The organism is Kitasatospora sp. NPDC088264 (assembly GCF_040685715.1).
Taxonomy (GTDB): Bacteria; Actinomycetota; Actinomycetes; order Streptomycetales; family Streptomycetaceae; genus Kitasatospora.
This window is the reverse complement of record NZ_JBFBIR010000079.1, coordinates 1-19597: the sequence shown is the minus strand read 5'-3', so window position 1 is coordinate 19597 and position 19597 is coordinate 1. Positions and strand designations below refer to the sequence as shown.

14 protein-coding genes and 1 pseudogene are annotated in these 19597 nt (G+C 71.0%); 6 read left to right on the top strand and 9 right to left on the bottom strand.

Annotated elements, in window-relative coordinates:
- Positions 1–94: 94 nt before the first annotated feature.
- Genes AB0O82_RS35135 through AB0O82_RS35115 form a run of 5 tightly spaced genes read right to left on the bottom strand, consistent with a single transcriptional unit; the run spans position 95 to position 3480 of the window.
- Complete coding sequence (locus tag AB0O82_RS35135) at positions 95–1288, bottom strand: hypothetical protein (protein WP_363588538.1); 1194 nt, start codon at positions 1286–1288, stop codon at positions 95–97.
- Entirely contained in the window at positions 1285–1605 is a 321-nt protein-coding gene (locus AB0O82_RS35130) for a DNA-binding protein (RefSeq protein ID WP_363588536.1), read from the bottom strand. The genes AB0O82_RS35135 and AB0O82_RS35130 overlap by 4 nt, the downstream gene beginning before the upstream one ends.
- A complete protein-coding gene (locus tag AB0O82_RS35125; protein WP_363588534.1) occupies positions 1602–2324 on the bottom strand; it encodes a hypothetical protein in 723 nt (240 codons plus the stop codon). Before AB0O82_RS35125 ends, AB0O82_RS35130 begins: the two co-directional genes overlap by 4 nt.
- A 50-nt stretch (positions 2325–2374) precedes the next feature.
- Positions 2375–2701 (bottom strand): hypothetical protein, encoded by a 327-nt coding sequence (locus AB0O82_RS35120; protein ID WP_363588532.1) that lies wholly within the window; start codon positions 2699–2701, stop codon positions 2375–2377.
- Entirely contained in the window at positions 2698–3480 is a 783-nt protein-coding gene (locus AB0O82_RS35115) for a hypothetical protein (RefSeq protein ID WP_363588530.1), read from the bottom strand. The genes AB0O82_RS35120 and AB0O82_RS35115 overlap by 4 nt, the downstream gene beginning before the upstream one ends.
- A gap of 403 nt (positions 3481–3883) precedes the next feature.
- On the opposite strand from AB0O82_RS35115, the gene AB0O82_RS35110 reads away from it, so the two are divergent.
- Positions 3884–4528 (top strand): cyclic nucleotide-binding domain-containing protein, encoded by a 645-nt coding sequence (locus tag AB0O82_RS35110; RefSeq protein WP_363588528.1) that lies wholly within the window; start codon positions 3884–3886, stop codon positions 4526–4528.
- 496 nt (positions 4529–5024) lie between these two features.
- Here the strand turns inward: AB0O82_RS35110 and AB0O82_RS35105 are convergent.
- A pseudogene (locus tag AB0O82_RS35105) lies at positions 5025–5896 on the bottom strand (transposase); the annotation flags it as partial.
- A gap of 238 nt (positions 5897–6134) precedes the next feature.
- Positions 6135–6773 carry an ABATE domain-containing protein gene (locus tag AB0O82_RS35100; RefSeq protein WP_363588526.1) on the bottom strand — a complete coding sequence of 213 codons (639 nt, stop codon included), beginning with the start codon at positions 6771–6773 and terminating at the stop codon, positions 6135–6137.
- Between the two features lie 128 nt (positions 6774–6901).
- Between AB0O82_RS35100 and AB0O82_RS35095 the strand changes: the two genes are divergently transcribed.
- The 3 genes from AB0O82_RS35095 (at position 6902) to AB0O82_RS35085 (ending at position 11965) form a co-directional block, all read left to right on the top strand.
- Entirely contained in the window at positions 6902–7969 is a 1068-nt protein-coding gene (locus tag AB0O82_RS35095) for an alcohol dehydrogenase catalytic domain-containing protein (protein WP_363588524.1), read from the top strand.
- A gap of 43 nt (positions 7970–8012) precedes the next feature.
- Positions 8013–8996, top strand: a complete 984-nt coding sequence (locus AB0O82_RS35090) for an alpha/beta hydrolase (RefSeq protein WP_363588522.1) — start codon at positions 8013–8015, stop codon at positions 8994–8996.
- A 311-nt stretch (positions 8997–9307) separates the two neighbouring features.
- Complete coding sequence (locus tag AB0O82_RS35085) at positions 9308–11965, top strand: SpoIIE family protein phosphatase (RefSeq protein WP_363588520.1); 2658 nt, start codon at positions 9308–9310, stop codon at positions 11963–11965.
- An 81-nt stretch (positions 11966–12046) separates the two neighbouring features.
- Here AB0O82_RS35085 and AB0O82_RS35080 read toward each other — a convergent pair whose 3' ends face one another.
- Positions 12047–13072 carry an alcohol dehydrogenase catalytic domain-containing protein gene (locus AB0O82_RS35080; RefSeq protein ID WP_363588518.1) on the bottom strand — a complete coding sequence of 342 codons (1026 nt, stop codon included), beginning with the start codon at positions 13070–13072 and terminating at the stop codon, positions 12047–12049.
- Positions 13073–13469: 397 nt separating this feature from the next.
- Complete coding sequence (locus AB0O82_RS35075; RefSeq protein WP_363588516.1) at positions 13470–14597, bottom strand: NADH:flavin oxidoreductase; 1128 nt, start codon at positions 14595–14597, stop codon at positions 13470–13472.
- Between the two features lie 443 nt (positions 14598–15040).
- On the opposite strand from AB0O82_RS35075, the gene AB0O82_RS35070 reads away from it, so the two are divergent.
- Together AB0O82_RS35070 and AB0O82_RS35065 are read left to right on the top strand one after the other, a co-directional pair.
- Entirely contained in the window at positions 15041–16720 is a 1680-nt protein-coding gene (locus AB0O82_RS35070; RefSeq protein ID WP_363588514.1) for a DUF885 domain-containing protein, read from the top strand.
- Positions 16721–16911: 191 nt separating this feature from the next.
- Entirely contained in the window at positions 16912–19092 is a 2181-nt protein-coding gene (locus AB0O82_RS35065) for a DEAD/DEAH box helicase (protein ID WP_363588512.1), read from the top strand.
- The last annotated feature ends 505 nt before the right edge of the window (positions 19093–19597 follow it).

The following is a 19597-nucleotide window of genomic DNA, read 5'->3' as shown; positions in this document are numbered from 1 at the left end:
TCCTTCACCGATGCTCCGGCCGGTGGCCCGAGCCGGACCGGTCGAGCGGTGTCGGGTGCGGGGCCTGCGGGCCCCGCACCCGACACCGTGACCGTCAGGCCGCGTGGATCCGGGCCCGGCGGTCCCAGGTCTCCACCATGGTTAGCGCGGCCGCCAGCCGGGTCACCGCGGCAGCGATGTCCTGTGCAGGCCCTTGGAGTTCCCGGTGCACGGCGATCACCACGTCCATGATGGTCTTGAACAGGCCGAGTGTCTCGGCGCCTTCCCGGGCCGCTGCGGAGATGGCGATGAGCTGGGACAGGAAATTCCTGTCATCGTCGCTCCAGACGGTGGGCGGTGCGCTCTCGAAGAGGTCGAGCGCGGCATGGACGCCGGAGTCGATGCCGGCCATCCGTTCGGCGAATCGGCACGCGCACTCCCTCAATTCGGCGGAAGGGCTACTCAGGGCCGTCGCCAAGCGCTGGGTGACGGCGAGCTGGACGTTCATCGGACTGCTGTCCCGGGCGACGCGCTGCAGCTCGGGACCGAGCTGCTCGGTAAGCTCGGCGATTCCCGCCATGAGTTTGGTCATTGCCGTCAGGTCATGGGACATCGCCGCCAGGTCCGGTTCCAGCTCGGCGAACCGCTCCATGAGACCGGGCGAGTCCTCGCCGGTGTCATCCGGCCCGTTGCCCGTATCGGGCGACACCTCGGTTGTGGGGGCGTTCCTGCTGTGGAGGGCGCGGGCCGCCGTGAGCGGGCCGCCATCCTTGCGCATTGCACGGGCGAGGGCTTCGGTGAGTTCGTCCCGTGCCTCGACCAGGCCGCTGGGCGAGCGCTCGAACCTGATCACCGGGATCGGCGCGACGCCGAACGGGAGGTGACCGAGTTCCCCGAGGTGAATGACCGGCCGGTCGGTGGAGTGTCGCAGGCCCAACTCGTACATGACGGCCGGATCTGCGCCGCTGACATCGGCGATGACCAGGTCCGCTTCCAGGAGCCGACGACGGACCTGCCCGGTGAACTGGCCGGCAGGGGAGATCTTATCGACCCGTACGGGTTCGATGCCGAGAACCGAGCAGGCCGGGTGGATGACCTCTTCGAACACCTGAAACGCGCGCTCGAAGGACTGGCGGGCCGGGGAGCCGACACCGGCATGGCGGTCGCCGACGGGGCTGATGACGAAGCAGCTCTTCAGCTTGTCTGGCTGCTGCTGCCCGGACGGCACGAGTTGGAGCGGCATCGGTGTGGGCTCCGCGGTTGTGGGCGGCAGGGGCACGGACCGGCCGTGCGTCGCGGTGGTCGTCATGCGAAGTCCTCCGATTCCAACAGGGCAGGGGGGAAAGGTTCGTACGTCCACTGCGCGGACTGCGCGGCGCCCGTTTGGAGGTCGACGGACCGAACGGGAGACTGCTCGATCCCGAGAGCGCTCAGCAGACCGGTGGTCGGCACCCGGTACCGCCAGCCGAGTCGCAGCACGGGACAGGGAAAGGCATCGCGGGCGATGAGCCGGTACGCGGTGCCCCGGCAGATGCCGAACGCGCGGGCGGCGGTCCTGAGGTCGACGGCCAGCGGCAGGCCGAAGACCTCCGGAAACGTCAGCGGAGCTGTGCGGTAGCCGTTCATCGCTGGGTCTGGCTCGGCTGCAGCGCGAGTTTGCCGACCCGCGGACCGGGTCCGGGCCGTCGGGCCCGGTGCACCACCTCCCGCAGCCCGAGGCGCTCGGCGAGGGCACCCAGCCGGACCCCCTCGACATTGGCTCGCGAGGCGGTGAAGTACAGGGTGGCGGCGAGACCGTCTGGACGGTCCGGCGGTGTGACGGAGAGCTCCCACGCCAGTTCCTCCGCCGGGTCCGGGCAGGACTGCCGGGCGTCCACCACCGTACTGATGTCGGCCACAGGCCGCTCGCTACGCCGGGGGGTGACCAGCGCCCAGCAGTGCCGTACCGCAGACCGGATCAGGAGGCCCTCGGCGCCTTGCTGCTCCGGATCAACCTCGGGGAGCTGTGTCAGCAGGCCGAGGACGGCCGCCGACTCCAACTCATCACGGGCCAGGCCGAATTCCCACCCGAGACGGCGGACCGTCGAGCGCAGCCGGGGTACCGCGAGCGAGAGCAGGACCAGCCGCCAGCCCGACACCGGGTACCCGGTCGGGTCGGTGGCTCCCGATATTTCCTGTTGGGCGAGCCGGATGGCGTGCTGCCAGATCCGGCGGCCCAGGGCGTTGTCCCGGTATCGGCCGTAGAGCCGCTGCCAGGCATCGGAGGGAGAGAGCTCAACCGGTTCCTCACTCCCCGCGCCGGGGAGAATCAGGCACGTCGGGTACAGCCGGGTGGGGTCCGTCATCGGGTGCCTGACGAGAGCGAACACACCGGTGACAGCGGGGACGAGAGGAATCAGCGCCATGAGTCGGTACCTCCTCGGGAGTCGGGCGGTGTGGTGAGGCCGGTTGGGCCGACCAGCCTCCGCCAGTAGGAGCGGAGCCGGAGGGTGAGCTCGTCCAGGGCGAGCTCGAACACGTGGGCCGCAATGGAGACGGGCCGGTCGCCGGAGCCCCACCGGTCGGCGGGGGTCTGCAGCAGCTGGAACGTGATGTTGACGTCGCCGGTAGCGCCGTAGACCGCCGCACCGTGGTGGACAGCCTGAACCACGTACGGTGCGGTGCTGTCCGGGTCGGGGTCCGGAGGGGGGCTGGTGGGCCGACTGGTCGGGGGAGCGGTCACCGGTGCCGCTCCTCGGCCACAGCCGGCTCGGTCACCTGGGCGAAGGAGAGGTTGACATCGCCACAGGCACCGTTGGCGAGCGCCACCCCTTGCTGGACCTGCTGAGCGACGGTCTCTTGGTGAGGAGGACGTGCAGTGAGGGGAACGCGTTCCGGGGCCGCCGTGTGCGGTGGGACGTCCTCGTTCGGGGGCGGCAGGGCGACCAGGCCACCCGAGGGTACGGGGACGTGCACCCAGGCGGACTGCCGGAACTTTTTGCCGGTCACGGCGGCGAGCACGGGGGTGAACCTGCTGTGGTGCAGACCGCTGTACCCGGCGAGCACCACGTCCCGGTAGACCTGGTCGGAGACGATGGCCACGAGATGGGTTGCCTCGGGATTCGCTTGCGCCAGGGCATGTTTGAGGACAGTGGAATCGACCAGCCGGTGGGCCTCGTTCCTGGCCGTGCCGCTGCCGTCACCCGGTCCGCCGTCGACCGGGAGCGGTCCCGCACTGATCGCTGCGCGCAGTCGGATCGGCGTCGTGCCCGCCCTGACGTGCTCGCGGGCGAGTGCCGACTCCAACTCGGCCAGGAACGGATGTGTTAGGGCGGGGAGATGCCCCGGCGCACACCCGAACACCAGCCCGTCGCCGGTATTGCGGGCGAACCTCTTGTGGTCCCGCACGTGATCGAGACCCGCAGCGGAGAGCGCCTCGTCGACGACCCTGCCGATCGCCGCGCTGAGCGCGGCCTGTACCGCGCTCGGCCGTTCGGTGAAGCCTTCCTGATCCAGCACCACGACGGCTTGGTGGTCCGGCAACAGTGTGCCCGTGGAAGCGTCGCCGACTGGCACGGATTCGTGCAAGGGAACCTCCGGATGGTGTCAGTGACCCCGAGGCCGGCCGGATGCCTAAGGGGCTGGCAGCGGGGCTTGCGTCCCGAGGAGTTTGCGTTGGAGGGGAGTTGCTCGGTGTGTTGTTCCGACACACGGCAGGCGTGCGGACCGTGGTACGCGCGCGCGGACAAAGTTGTGCAAGGAGCGGAGGAAAAATTCCGCAGATTAACACCGGGGCGCCGAAGCGACGCAAAATCCGGCAACGACCACGAAGTGACCGGTCTGCCACGGAGCGTGTCTTAGTCTGTGGGGCATGTGCGTGAGTGCAGAGGGGTTGTGGGGGCCGGGGCGCACCCTAAAGGACCTGGTGGGCAGCGATCAGCTGAGCGAGATCACCAGGACGTGGCGCCGTGAGGACTACCGGCGCGGTGAGACGCTCATCATCCAGGGTCAGCCGTCGGAGTGGGTGTGCGTGGTGGAGGAGGGAGTGTTCGAGATCGTCCAGACCCGGGCAGAGAGGTCCTGGTTCCAGGCGTTCCGCATCGACGGTGACTTCCTCGGGGAGTCGGCGATGCGCACCCGAAAGTCCCCGCGTACGGCCACGGTCGTTGCCCATACGGCTAGCCGGGTGGCCATCGGGCGGGCGGCGTGGTTCCAGGAATACCTGGACGATTCGCGGACGGAGCTCTCGTGGCTCCGGTACCTGAACTCGCGGCTTGAGGAACTGCATCTGGTGCAGGGGTTAGACGACCCCGAGGTGCGGATGGCCGGACTGGTACGTCCGTTGGTCCGCAATGAACTGCGGCACGGTGGTGGGCAGGCCAGGGAGGTGGTGGTCCGGATCAGCCGACACCATCTCGCCCAAGGACTTCGGCTCGGGCGGCAGCGGACCGAGCGGCTGGTGGAGGGGATGTCCATCGGAGGGTTTCACCGGAAGGGCCTGTTGACGATCGATCTGGCGCGTTGGGAGGAATACGTGGCCAGGCTGGGAGACTGGGCTGTCGTCCGGTGATCAGCCGGATGCGGCGACTGCGGCCCAGGTCTGGAAGCCGTGGTGCCACGCCTGGTCGAGCAGATAGCCGCCGTTCATGCCGTGGTCGGTGAGGCGCGCGAATCGTCCGTTGCCGACACGGTCGGCGAGGACACGATCGGCCAGCGCCGGTCGGCGATGTAGTGAGTGGTAGCCGACAAGGCAAGCGCGAGGGCGACACACAACGGCCGCAGACGCAGCTGGAGGACCAGTCGTCCGAGAAGCAGCGCGGTGCCTTGAGTGGCGACGTATGAGGCGACGTGAGTAGCGCAGGCCCGCCGACCCATGCGGGTGGATTGGCCCGGGACACCATTCCGCTGGCTTTTGATGCCAGCTTCATGGTCGGTCTGGACCCAGTGATCCGCGACATCCGCCGACGACCGCAACAGAGCGTAGACGGCGGCGAAACAGGCCGCGCGGGAGGGGGTGTTACTCAAGGTCACAAAGACTCCTGGTGTCGTGGTGAGGCTGTCGGCTGGGTGGCGATGCCTCGCCAGGCCTTCAGCTTGTTGATCAGACGCTCCACGGTGTTGCGCTCCTTGTAGAGGTCGACGTCGTGGCTGACGGGCCGCCCGCCCCGGCTGCCCTTCTTCTGCCGGTTGGCGCTCTGGCCCCTCTTCTCCGGGATGACCGCCGTGACCTTGCGTTGGCACAGGTGGGCGCGGTTGCCGCGGGACGAGTAGGCCTTGTCCCCGGCGACTGCGTCGGGCCGGGTGCGGGGACGGCCGACGGGTCCGCGGACCCGTAACTTCTCGAGCACGGGGATGAACTGCGGACTGTCGGCAGCCTGCCCCTCGGTCAGCACGAACACCAGCGGGCGGCACCTGCGGTCGCCGGCGACATGGACCTTGCTGGTCTGTCCACCCCTTGAGCGCCCAAGCAGGGCGACCTTCAGGCGGAGCCTGCGCCGCCGCCGGGCACGTCGTCGCTCCTCGCGTCCCGGACCATCTGCGGCGTCCTGTCCGTCTTGTTCCTGCGGGCCGCCCCTTTTTGCCGGGCCTTCTCCGCCTCGTCAGCGGCCTTCTCCAGGGCCTCCAGGGCGTCGGGGCCCAGGTGCATCCCGGCGGCGTCGTGGTGGGCCCGAACAGTGGTGGAATCCACGCTGACCAGCGACAAGTCCACCTCGCCCCGCCTCGCGGCCTCCGCGATCGCGCCCTCCAGCAGGGCTTCGAAGACACCCGCGTCACGCCACTGCCGGAAGCGATTGGAGACGGTCGACCACGCACCGAACTCCGCCGGCATCTCCCGCCACTGCCCGCCGGTCCTGAACCGCCAGATCACGCCCTCGAACTGCTACCGCAGCCGCTCCGGGTACGGGCCGTACTCGCCGACCGGCAAGTACGGTCCGATGAACTCCGATTCCGCATCCGATAGTTGCGCTCACGTCACGCAACATGGTCTACCCGATCAGGCCTCGCCGTGAGGACGAATCCCGCAGATTGATCACAACCCGATACCCGACTTACTGCCTTCTTGATGCCGCCGGCGTTCTTGATCGCCCGTGCGGCCGCCTTGGCGACCTTGGCGATGAGGATCGCGCTGCGTGCCGCCTCGGAGCCGTCCGGGCTCCGCCGCGCGCGGCGATGCGCTACCGGGCGTCGGTGGTGGGTGTCTGCTGCCTCGCCCGGTAGGCGCGCTTCTTGACGAGGGCGCCGCAGGTCTTCATCGAGCACCAGCGGCGGGCGCCCGCGCGGGAGGTGTCGACGAAGGGGGCGCCGCAGTCGGGGTTGCCGCAGATGCGGACGCGGGTGCGGTGCTCCGATGCGCAGAGGGCGATCAGATCCCGGGCGACCATCGAGAGTACTGCCGCGAGCGCGTCGCCGTGCCAGCGCACGGTGGTCGCGTCGGGGGCGAGCTCGGGTGTCGAGGGGGGCTCGGCGGCGGCGCGGTTGACGAGTGCGATGTCCTCGGGCGAGGGCGGCGCGGCGTCCGCCAGGGCGCGGCCGGTCCGCTGGATCGCCTCACGCAGTTGCCTGGCGTGGTCGAGGTCGGCCTCGGTGCAGGGCGGTGCCGCTGTCGTGCAGTCGCTTTCGACGGCCCAGCGGCTCAGGTCCTCCGGCCGGGCCAGCCGTTCGAAGGGCGTGTCCGCGCCGCGGTCGGCCAGGGTGCCGGCGAAGGCGAAGCACAGCCGCGCGTCGTCGAAGCGGAAGTCGGCCTTGGCGCGCTGGCGCCCCTCGCGACTGCCGTCCCTGCCGTCCCTGCCGTCCCTGCTGGCCCTGTCATCCATGTCCACCACTTTATGTGGTTGACATGATTCCAGGCAAACGGCTAGCTTCAAAGTCCACCACTTGAACCGGTGGACTTCAGGCGGTTGCTCCCCGCTCCCGTCGACTCCCAGCACGAGGAGGCCGTGCCATGCGCGCCGCAGTCATCGAGGAACTCCACAAGCCGCTCGTCATCCGTGACGTGCCCGATCCCTCCTGCCCGCCGGACGGCGCGATCGTGCGCGTCGGGGCGAACGGGATCTGCCGGACCGACTGGGCCCTGTGGGCCGGGGAGTTCTGGACGGGCGGGCCGCGTGTCGAGGCCCCGTTCGTCCTCGGCCACGAGTTCGCCGGCACCGTCGTGGAGGTCGGCCGCGAGGTGCGGGGGTGGAAGGAGGGCGACCGCGTCATCTTCCCGATGAACCCCGGCGAGGGCGCGTGCGAGATGTGCCGCAGCGGTAATCAGCACGTCTGCGAGCACGTGGACTCGCTCGTACCCGGGGTGTCCTACTGGGGTGCCTTCGCCGAGTACGTCATGGTCCGCTTCGCCGACGTCAACCTGGTCGAAGTGCCGGAGGGCGTCGGCTTCGTGAACGTCGCCGCGCTGGCCTGCCGCTACATGACCGCCTTCCACGGCGTCGTAGACCAGGCGAAGGTCCGCGGCGGCGAATGGGTCGCGGTGTACGGCGCCGGTGGCGGCATGGGGCTGTCGACGGTCGAGATCGCCGCGGCGACGGGCGCCAACGTCATCGCGATCGACATCACGGACGACAAGCTGGACACCGCCCGCGCACTCGGCGCCGTCCACACCGTCAACGCGGCGACCGATGACCCCGCCGAAGCGGTGAAGACCCTCACCGGCGGCGGTGCGCACGTGTCGGTCGACGCCGTGGGCATCGCCGCCGCCTGCCGCAACTCCGTCCTCTCCCTGCGCACCCGCGGCCGCCACCTCCAACTCGGCCACACCACCGCTGCGGAACAGGGGGACGTCGCGCTGCCGGTCGACGTCATGATGGTCAAGGAACTGGAGTTCCTGAGCGCCTTCGGCATGCAGGGCCAGCGCTTCGGCACGATGTTGAACATGATCGCCGCCGGTCGCCTCGACCCCGGCCGCATCGTCTCGCGCACCGTCGGCCTCCACGAGGCGAGCGAGGTCCTGGAGTCCCTGGAGACGTACGGACCCACCGGCGTGGTCGTCATCGACGCGTTCCGCCCCTGAAACGCCTCCCGCCGAAACACCTCCCCCGAGAGCAGGAACGGCCATGCCCGCATCCCGTCAACTGATGGACCAGGAGCTGAGCCTGGCCCTCGACGCAATCCCCATGACCCCCAACGGCGCGTTCGACCTGACGGACCTCGCCGCAACGCGCGCGGCGTTCCGCGCCCAGGCCAAGGCCGCCGCCGACGCGCAGCCCGGCGACCCGTCGGTCACCATCGAGACGCACCTCGCGCGCCGAACGGGCGGCCCCGACGTACCGATCCGCCTTCTGCGCCCCACCGAAGCGCCCGGACCCCTGCCGGTCCTGCTCTGGTTCCACGGCGGCGGACAGGTCCTCGGCTTCGCGGCCCAGGACGACCCGTGGCTCACCCAGCTGGGCGCGAGCCTCGGCTGCGCCGTCGCGGTGGTCGACTACCGGCTCGCCCCCGAGACACCCGCCCCCGGCGCCGCCGAGGACGGCTTCACCGCCTACCAGTGGCTCGGCCGCGAGGCGGAGGCCCTGGGCCTGGACGGCACCCGCATCGGCATCGGGGGCCAGAGCGGCGGCGGAGGCGTCGCGGCGGCCACGACCCTCCTGATCCGCGACCGAGGCGGCGTGGCACCGCTGTTCCAATCACTCACGTATCCCATGCTCGACGACCGCAACCGCACCGCATCGAGCCACGAGATCACCGACATCGGCATCTGGGACCGCTCGACCAACCTCCTCGCCTGGCAGGCGATCCTGGGTGACCGCGCCGGCACCGACGACGTCTGCCCCTACTCCGCCCCCTCCCGCACCACCGACCTCAGCGCCCTGCCGCCCACCTTCATCACCGTCGGCGACCTCGACTGCTTCCGCGACGAGAACCTCGACTACGCGACCCGCCTGCGGGCCCACGGCGTCCCGGTCGAATTCCACCTTTACCCCGGCGCCTACCACGCCTTCGACCTCATCGCCCCCCACTCCCGACTCGCCACCACGTTCCACCAGACCTGGTCCAACTACCTCACCCGCCAGTTCCACACCGCTCCGTCCCCCACCTGACATCCGCGCCGACGACTGTTCGACCGTGGAGGAGATGAGAGGAGACGAGAGGAGATGAACGGCGTGCGCCCGGCCGGTCGCGGGGCGGGTGAGCCGTTCGGTGTTGCGGCGGGACATGCTGCCACCTGCGCTTCGCCCCCATCAGCGTAGTGTGGCCCGCTCGTGCCCGGGGCGCGGTGGATCATGGGTGTATGGCCAGAGACACGGGCCGCTCCTCCTGGCTGCCCCTGCGCCGATCGGGTAGCCGTCGTGAGCGGCGACACCCACGCTCAGCCCCGCGGGAGCAGTCGGCGCATCGCCTGTGGTCGGTGATGAGCATCCGGAGTGTCGCCGGTCAGATGTTCGTCCTACAGGTGCTCATCGTGCTGTTGCTCGTGGTGACGGCCGTCGTCGTGCTGCTGGTCCAGTCCCGCAGCGACCGGTTCGACGCGGCGCGCGGCCGCACGCTCGCCGCGGCCCAGGCGTTCGCCCACGGGCCCGGCCTGGTGGCGACGATGCAGGGCCCCGACCCCAGCGCGGTGCTCCAGCCGCTGACCGAAGAGGCCCGCACGGCTGCCGGGGTCGACTTCATCGTGGTGACCGACCGCAACGGCATCCGGTACACCCACCCCGATCCGGAGCTGATCGGCAAGATGTTCATCGGCACCATCGGGCCGTCGCTGCACGGCCAGGTCACCGTCGAGGACGTGCACGGCCCACTCGGCTCCGAGTACCAGGTGGTCGTCCCGGTGGAGGACTCCCACGGGGCGGTCGTGGGCATCGTGTCGTCCGGGATGAAGGTCTCCAACGTGAGCAGCGCGTTCAACCGCCAGCTGCCGGTCGTCCTGGGCGTCGGCGCCTTGGCGCTCGGCCTGGCCACGGCCGGTACGGCGCTGGTGGGCAGGCGTCTGCTGCGGCAGACCCGCGGCCTGGGGCCGGAAGAGATGACCCGGATGTACGAGCACCACGACGCGGTGCTGCACGCGGTGCGCGAGGGCGTGGCCATCGTCGGCGGCGACGGCCGGGTCCTGCTCGCCAACGACGAGGCGCGCCGCCTGCTCGACCTGCCCCCCGACGTGGAGGGGCTTCCCGTCGCCGACCTCGGCCTCGCCCCCCGCACGGCCGAACTGCTGATCTCCGACCGCGCGGTCACCGACGAGGTGCTCCCCGTCGGAGACCGCCTGCTGGCCGTCAACAGCCGCCCCACCGACAGCGGGGGAGGCCCGGCGGGCAGCGTCACCACCCTGCGCGACTCCACCGAACTGCGCGCCCTCGCGGGGAAGGCCGAGGTCGCCCGCAGCCGGCTCAGGCTGCTGTACGAAGCGAGCCTGGCCATCGGCACGACCCTGGACGTCCGGCGCACCGCGGAGGAGCTCGTCCGGACGGCCGCCCACGAATTCTGCGACTACGCCACCGTCGACCTCGCCGAGGCGGTCCTGGACGGCGAGGAACCACGGGCCCTGGTGGTCGATGCCCCGGTGGAGCTGCGGCGGGTGGCGCTCGCGGGCGTCCGGGACGATTCGCCGCTGTACCCCCAAGGGGAGCTGGTCAGGTGGGATCGGGGCACCCCGCAGGCGGCGGGTTTCGTCAGGGGGCGCCCCACGCTGGTCGCCGAGCTGGCGACCGACGCCGGCTGGCGCATGCAGGACACCGAGCGCACGCAGGCGGTGCTGGAGTTCGGCCTGGCATCGCTGATCGCCGTTCCGCTGTCGGCACGGGGCGTGCTGATGGGCATCGCCTGCTTCTGGCGCAGCCGTGACCGAGGTCCCTTCGAGGACGAGGACCTGTCCCTGGCCGAGGAGCTGGCCGCCCGGGCCGCCGTGTCCATCGACAACGCCCGCCGCTACACGCGCGAGCACACGATGGCCGTCACCCTCCAGCACAGCCTGTTGCCGCGCGCGTTGCCCGAGCAGAGCGCCCTCGACATCGCCTACCGCTACCTCCCCGCCCAGGCGGGGGTCGGCGGCGACTGGTTCGACGTCATCCCGTTGTCGGGCACCCGGGTCGCGCTCGTCGTCGGGGACGTGGTCGGCCACGGCCTGCACGCGGCCGCGACCATGGGCCGCCTGCGCACCGCGGTCCAGAACTTCTCCACCCTCGACCTGCCGCCGGACGAGCTCCTCGGACACCTGGACGAACTGGTCGCCCACATCGACCAGGAGACGGCGGCAGCCGAGGGCGAGCTCGCGATCACCGGCGCCACCTGCCTCTACGCCATCTACGACCCCACCACCGGCATCTGCGCCCTGGCCCGGGCGGGCCACCCGCCGCCCGCCCTCGTCCACCCGGACGGCACGGTGGAGGTCCTCACCCTTCCCGCCGGTCCGCCGCTCGGCCTGGGCGGGATGCCCTTCGAAGCCACGGAGGTGCGGGTGCCGCAGGGCAGCAACCTGGTCCTCTACACCGACGGCCTCATCGAGGACCGCACCCGCGACATCGGTGTCGGCCTGGACGTCCTCACCGCCACCCTGGCCCGCGCCGACCGATCGCCCCAGGAGGTCTGCGACGCCGTGCTCGACGCCCTGCTGCCCGTCCGCCAGACCGACGACATCGCCCTGCTCGTCGCCCGTACCCGGGTGCTGGCGCCCGATCGGACCAGCGAGTGGGACGTGGCCGCGACCCCCGAGGCCGTGGGCAGGGCGCGGGCCGAGGCGACCCGGCAGCTCACCGAGTGGGGCCTTGAGGAGGCCGTGTTCGTCACCGAGCTGGTGCTCAGCGAGCTGGTGACCAATGCCATCCGCCACGGGACCGAACCGATCAGGGTGCGGCTGCTGTACGACCGCACGCTGATCTGCGAGGTCGCCGACACCAGCAGCACCGCCCCGCACCTGCGCTACGCGGCCGCCGAGGACGAGGGCGGTCGCGGCCTGTTCCTCGTCGCCCGGCTCGCCGAGCGCTGGGGCGTGCGCTACACCCCCTGGGGCAAGATCATCTGGGCCGAGCAGTCGCTGCAGCCGAGCGCCTCGATGGCCTGGCCCGTGATCGAGTAGCCCGTGATCGAGTAGCCCGAGTAGCCGGGGGAGGCCTGTGGTGGTCGAGTAGCCGGGGGAAGCCCGTGTGGTCGAGCCGGATCAGCCGGTGGTGAGCACCATCCGGAAGCGGGCCTTCCCGGCGAGCATCTTCTGGTACGCCTCCTCGGCGTGGTCCAGCGGCACGGTCTCGGTCATCGGGCGGATGCCGTGCAGGGCGCTGAACGCCATCGTGTCCTCCACGTCCTGCGCCGTGCCGGACGGGTGGCCCCGGACGACGTTGGCACCCATGAGCAGTCCGGCCGGACTGATCGCCATCGGAGCGGTGTCCGCCCCGATCACCACCAGTTCCCCGCGGGGGGCCAGCCCGTCCAGGGTGGACGCGATGGCCTCGGAGTTGCCGGCGGTGGCCAGCACGGCCCTGGCGCCGCCGAAGGACTGCAGCGCCTCGGCGACCGGGGTGCCGGCGGTGCTGTCGACGTAGTGGTGGGCGCCCAGCTGCTCGGCGAAGCCGGCCTTCTCGGCGCCCCGGGCGATCGCCACGGTCTCGAAGCCCATCGCGACCGCGTACTGGACCCCGAGGTGCCCGAGGCCGCCGAGCCCGAGCACCGCGACCAGATCGCCGGGCCGGGCGCTGCTGCGCCGCAGCCCGTTGTACGTGGTCACGCCCGCGCAGGCCATCGGCCCGGCATCGCCCGCCGCCAGTTCGTCGGGGATCCGGGCCAGCGCGTCGGCGGGCGCGACCACCTTCTCGGCGAAGCCTCCGTCGTACGCCCATCCCGGGACCTTCAAGTTCCGGCACACGATGAAGTCGCCCTGGCGGCACGGCTTGCAGTGGCCACAGCTGCCGCCGAACCAGCCGACCGCCACCCGGTCACCGATCTGCCATCCACGGTCCCGAGTGCCTTCGCCGAACTCCTCGATGTGCCCGGCGATCTCGTGTCCGGGTACCTCGGGGAACGACACGCCCGGTAGCGCGGCGTTCACGAAGAGTGTGTCGGAGTGGCAGACGCCGCACGCCTCCACGGCGATCCTCACGTGGCCGGGTCCCGGCTGCGGCACCTCTCGCTCGGCCGGTCGGAGCGCACCGCCCGGGGCGGTCGCCTGTGCCACTCGATAGGTACTCATTGTCAGCGCTCCTCCGGGAAGATGATCAGCGCTCCTCCGGGAAGTCGCCGCCGTGCGTCGGCAGGCTGCTCAGGGGTCCGTCCGGGAGGTCTTTTCTTCACCATAAGGCCGCACGGGACACTGCGCAGGGCAGTGGGAGCAGCAGACCGAGGAGGCATTCGGCCGGGTCGGCGGGGTGAGTTGGCGGTGTCGGCTTTGATGACGGCCTGTTCGGCGGACCGAGGGCCACCACCGGCGCCACGGCCTCGTCCGTGTCGACTTCGTCCGAAAACACGGCTCGCGCAAGCTTGTTGACATCTCGTACGGCCGGCGCGATCCTGCGGGACTCCGAAGGGACCCGGCCCCGCTGTACTTGCCGCTGTACCTGCCGCGCGGCCGGGTCCTCGGGGGCTGGTGGTCAGCTGAGGGTGCGGAGCGCGTCGGCGTCGTACGGGCGCAGCTCGGCATGGCGGCCGGAGAGGACCTTGGCGGCCCACTGCGGGTCCTGGAGGAGGGCACGGCCGACGGCGACCAGGTCGAACTCGTCGCGCTCCAGCCGGTCGAGCAGGTTGTCGATGGCCTGGACCGGGGAGCCCTCGCCCCTGAAGGCACCGACGAAGTCGCCGTCGAGGCCGACCGAGCCGACGGTGATGGCGGGGCGGCCGGTGAGCTTCTTGGTCCAGCCGGCCAGGTTGAGGTCCGAGCCGTCGAACTCGGGGACCCAGTAGCGGCGGGTCGAGGCGTGGAAGGCGTCGACGCCGGCCTCGGCGAGCGGGGTGAGGACCGCCTCCAGCTCCTGGGGGGTCTCGGCGAGGCGGGCCTCGTAGTTCTCGGACTTCCACTGCGAGTAGCGGAAGATCACCGGGAATTCCGGGGAGACGGCCGCTCGCACCGAGGCGACGAGCTCGGCCGTGAACTTCGTCCGGGCCACCGGGTCGCCGCCGTAGGCGTCGGTGCGGCGGTTGGTGCCCGCCCACAGGAACTGGTCGAGCAGGTAGCCGTGGGCGCCGTGCAGCTCGACGCCGTCGAAGCCGATCCGCTCGGCGGCCGCGGCGGCCTCGGCGAACGCGCCGATGACGGCGTCCAGATCGGCCCGGGTCATCGCCCGGCCCGTTCCCTCGGTGCCGTCCAGCCGGATCCCGGACGGGCCGACGGCGGGAGCGTCGGCGAACGGCGGGTCGCCCTGCCGGCGCACCATGCCGATGTGCCAGAGCTGCGGCACGATGGTGCCGCCCGCCGCGTGGACGTCCTCGGCGACGCGAGCCCACCCGGCCAGCTGCTCCTCGCCGTGGAAGCGCGGGATGTCGTCACTCTGGCCGGCGGACTCGTGGCCGACGTACGTCCCCTCGGTGATGATCAGGCCGACGCCCGAGGCGGCGCGGCGGGCGTAGTACGAGCGCACGTCCTCGCCGGGCACGCCGCCAGGGGAGAACCTGCGGGTCATCGGCGCCATCGCGATGCGGTTGGGAACGGTCAGCCCGTTGAGCGTGACGGGCCGGGACAGGATTTCGGCCGCGCGGGAGGCTGCGGGCTCGGTGACGGTCATGGGATCCCTCGTGGGTGCCGGTGGAGTGCGCCGGGGCGGAATTGGTTGCCTGTGCAAACAACCCGGGCGGCCCCTGCATTTCGCCGACGGCGCGAAACCCGCTGTGATCAGCGCCACTGCGCGCCGGAGGGGGCGGCCGTCTCGTCCGGCCCGGCCGTCTCGTCGGGCCCGGCCGTTCGTGCCCGGCCGTGGCCCAACCCGTCTGCTGCGGTGCGGACTTGGCGGCCGTCCGGGGCGGGCGGGCGGAGCCTGGCTACAATCACGACGTGTTCGACGGCCTGAGGGCTTCCGCCGGCGCTCCGGACTCGTCCACGTCGGCTTCGCGGCGCAGCGATTTTGCGGCGCACCGACTTTGCGGCGCAGCGACTTCGCGGCGCAGTGGCGCACCCCGAAGGCCTCCTACGCCTGGTACCGCGACCGATCGCCGACCGAAGGAGCTGACGATGACTCCACGACAGATCGCCGACGACTACGTGGCCCGGGTCGCCGCACACGATCCCGTCACCGCCACGTCCCTGGGCCTGGCCCCGGGCGACGACCGGATGCCCGACCTGTCGCCGGACGGCGTCGAGGAGACGGTCCGGCTCGCGCGGGAGGCGCTGGTGCGCCTGGACGCCGTCCCCGAGACCGGGCCCGACGGGGATCCGGCGGAGCTCGTGTGCGCGCGGCTGCTGCGCGAGCGGCTCGACGCCGAGGTGCGGGTGCACGAGGCCGGCGAGAACTTCCGCGCCGTGCGGAACCTGCACACGCCGGTGCACCAGCTCCGGGGCATCTTCACGATGATGCCCACCGCCACCGACGACGACTGGGCCCCGGTCCTGGGCCGGCTGCGCAACCTGCCCGCCGCGCTGGACGGCTACCGGGCCACGCTGGCGGAGGGAGTCGCCCGCAAACTGCTCGCCGCGCCCCGCCAGGCCGACGTGCTGTGCGCGCAGCTCACCGCGTGGACCGGCGAGACGGCCGGGGGCCCCGGCTGGTTCGCCGAGTTCGTCACCCCCGCCCCGCAGCGGCTCCGCCCCGAACTGGACACCGCCGCGAACGAGGCGACCGCCGCCGTGGCCGCGTTCCGGGACTGGCTCCGCGACAGCTACCGGTCCGCTGCGGAAGGCACACCCGACGCCGTCGGCCGCGAGCGCTACCTGCTCGGGGCCCGCCGGTACACCGGCGCCGACCTGGACCTGGACGAGACCTACGACTGGGCCTGGGAGGAGTTCCACCGGGTCTGGGCCGAACTGCGCACGGAGGCCGAACGGGTGCTGCCCGGCGCCACCGTCCAGGAAGCCCGGGCCCACCTGGACCAGCACGGACACACCGTGCGCGGCGCCGAGCAGATGCGCGGCTGGCTGCAGCAGATCACGGACGACGCGATCGAGGCACTCGACGGGCGCCACTTCGACATCACCGGCCCGCTGCGCCGGGTCGAGACCAGGATCGCCCCGGCCGGCAGCGCCGCCGCGCCGTACTACAGCGGGCCGAGCCTCGACTTCGCCCGCCCGGGCCGGACCTTCCTCCCGCTGGCCAACGGCGACGCGCAGGAGCGGTTCCGCACCTGGCGCCTGGTCAGCACCTGGTACCACGAGGGCGTCCCCGGGCACCACCTGCAACTCGCCTCCTGGACCGCGGCGGCGGAGCAACTGTCCCGCTACCAGGTCACCCTCGGCAAGATCAGCGCCAACGTGGAGGGCTGGGCCCTGTACGCGGAGCGGCTGATGGACGAACTCGGCTTCCTCACCGATCCCGGACGCCGCCTCGGCTACCTCGGCAAGCAGATGATGCGCGTCGCCCGCGTCATCGTCGACCTCGGCATGCACCTGGAGAGCGTCATTCCGGCGGGCTCCCCGTTCCACCCGGGCGAGCGCTGGACTCCGGAGCTGGCCACCGCCTTCATGGCCGACTACGTCGGTCTGGCGCCCGCCCACCTGCACAGTGAGATCGTCCGCTACCTCGGCCGGCCCGGCCAGGCCATCGGTTACAAACTCGGCGAGCGCGCCTGGCTGGCCGGCCGCGAGGCGGCCCGCCGCCGGCTGGGCGCCGACTTCGACCTCAAGCGCTGGCACATGAAGGCCCTGCGGCAGGGCTCCCTGGGCCTGGACGACCTGGAGGCAGGCCTGGCAGCGCTGTGACCGCCGGCTGACGGCCGTGTGCCCGCCGTCGATCGAGACGGACGCACGGACGCACCCGGCCCGGAGACTCCGCCGGGGCAGTCGGTGGCCGGGGTGTGGTTCGGAATCCGGGGCGGTCGGCGGTGCCTGGATGGAATCATGTGGACGCCCGGAGAGGGTGCCGCATGGTCGAGTCGGGACAGGAGCCGTAGGTGGGAGAGAGGCAGCGGGCCGTCCGGAAGCCCAAGGTCGTGCTCGCGGACGGGGAGCGGCTCCATGCGGTCGCCCGCGCGGTCGTCGACGATCACCAGGGTGCTGTCGAGCACGTGCGCCGGGCCGCGGCCGGTCTGCGGGGCCAGTTGGTCCGCGACGAACTGGATGGCATTCCCGTGGCCCGGCTGAAGGACGTCACCGAGGGGCGTCTGCGCGTCGGAGCGTTGGAGGCCGCCGGAATCAGGACCGTGCGGCAGGTGGTGGACACCACGCCCTACACGCTCCAACTGCTGCCCGGAATCGGAGCCCAGAGCGCTCTCCAGGCCATCGCCGCCGCCGGGCAGATCGCCCGGGCCGCCGAGCAGGCCGTGGCGATCCGGCTGGACGTCGACCACCAGGACGCGGCCGGCACCGCGCTGGTCGTCGCACTCCAACGGCTGGTCGCCGCCGGGCCCGAGGCGAGACGGGCCAGGGAACTGGCGGAGCGTGTCGCCGGCGAGGCCGCCGCCCTGATCGCCGCCGCCCAGCCGGCCCGGGGCGTTGTGAGAGGCCTGTTCGCCGGGCGGCAGCGCCGACAGGAGGCGTTCGCCGCGGTCGATCGGTTGGACGCCCTGCTCGCGGAGACGGAGGACCGAGGAGCGTCCATGCTCTTCGCCCAGGCCTCGGTGGACCTCCTCCGCCCACTGGCCACGGACATCGAGGCCTGGGCGGAGTTCGAGGTCCGCTCGGCCGACTTCTACAGCATTCTGGGCGAGTTCGCGGGATCCGGCTCCGACGGGCTCACCGCCTCCGAAGGCTTCCTCCCGGAGAGCCTGTCGGACCGGGTCCGGGCCGAGCCGCTGGACGACACCCGGTGCACGGTCTCGCTCCGTGGCTACCAGGCATTCGGTGCCCGCTTCGCCCTCGCACAGAAGCGGGTGATCATCGGCGATGAGATGGGCCTCGGGAAGACGATCCAGGCGATCGCCGCGCTCGCGCATCTCCGGGCGCACGGGAGCGCACACTTCCTCGTCGTCTGCCCGGCCAGCGTCCTCATCAACTGGATCAGGGAGATCGAGTCGCGCAGCACGCTGAGGGCGTTCCGATTCCACGGCCAGGAGCGGGAAGCGGCGCGCACCGAATGGCTCGGCAGCGGAGGTGTCGCCGTCGTGACCTTCGACGGACTGCGTCGCCTGGAGGTCCCGGAGGACGTCACGGTCGGCATGGTCGTGGTGGACGAGGCCCACTACGTCAAGAACCACAGCACGAAGCGCTCGCAGGCGGTGGCCGAGTGGACCGACCGCGTCGACCGCGTCCTGTTCCTCACCGGCACCCCGATGGAGAACCGGGTGGAGGAGTTCCGGAACCTGGTCCGCTATCTGCAGCCTGATCTTCTGCCCGGAATCCACAGCAGTTCGGCCGCCGCAGGCCCGACGTCGTTTCGCAAGGCCGTTGCACCGGCCTACCTGCGCCGCAACCAGCGGGACGTCCTGACGGAGCTCCCCGACGTCGTTCATGTCGACGAATGGGAGGAACTGTCGGCGTCCGATCTCGTCGCCTACCGCTCGGCGGTCGCCGAGGGGAACTTCATGGCCATGCGCCGTGCCGCGTACGCGGACCCGGCAGGGTCGGCGAAGCTGCTGCGGCTGATGGAGGTCGTCGACGAGGCTGCGGAGAACGGGTTGAAGGTCGTTGTCTTCTCGTTCTTCCGGGATGTCCTGCGGGTCGTCCAGGACGCTCTGGGGCAGCGTGCTCTCGGCCCGCTCGACGGAGGCCTGGACGCTGTCCGACGACAGGACGTGGTGGACGAGTTCGCCGCCGTGCAGGGCCATGCGGTGCTGCTGAGCCAGATCCAGGCCGGCGGCGTGGGACTGAACATCCAGGCGGCGTCGGTCGTCATTCTCTGTGAACCCCAGGTGAAGCCCACCATGGAGAGCCAGGCGATAGCCAGAGCCCATCGAATGGGCCAGGTCCGGCGTGTACAGGTGCACCGCCTGCTGGCCGCGGACAGCGTCGACCAGCGGATGGTGGAGATTCTTCGCGCGAAGAGCCAACTGTTCGACGACTACGCGCGCCGCAGTGACGTGGCCGAATCGACTCCTGAAGCGGTCGACGTCTCGGAGCAGTCGCTGGCTGCGCTGATCGTGGAGGAGGAACAACTGCGCCTCGCCCGGACGGCTGCCAACGGTGCTGCGACCTGACGCCGTGACCGGGGCGGTCGCACGTCCATCTCTCGACGTTGTGGCGGGGTCGGCAGGGGCCGGCAGGGGTAGACCTGTGTGGTCCCGGGCTGGGCGTTTGTTTCGGGGCGCTGAACAGGGGTACTGTCTCCCAGTCGCTCGGCAGGGAGCACCGGACACGCAACGGCGCGGACGGTCCCGGGGCGGCCAATCCTCTTGAAACACCACCTCCTGGTTCGGGCCGGGCCGCGTCTTGTCGCGGCTTGGTTCCTATTCGGCGTGCTTGTTTTATCGGATTGCGGCCGATTCGCTTTACGGAGCGGGGCTCGGCTAGAGTTTGAAACGTCGAACGGGGCATAAAGCCGCAGAAGACACCAGTGAGTTGGATGAACGAAGCGCCGGAAACGGAGCGGAAAACATCTGATAAGCTTGAAACACGAAAGAACGAAGCGCCCGGAGGGCCCGCTGGAAGGCGGTCCGAAGGAAGTGTCCGTTCCTTGAGAACTCAACAGCGTGCCAAAAGTCA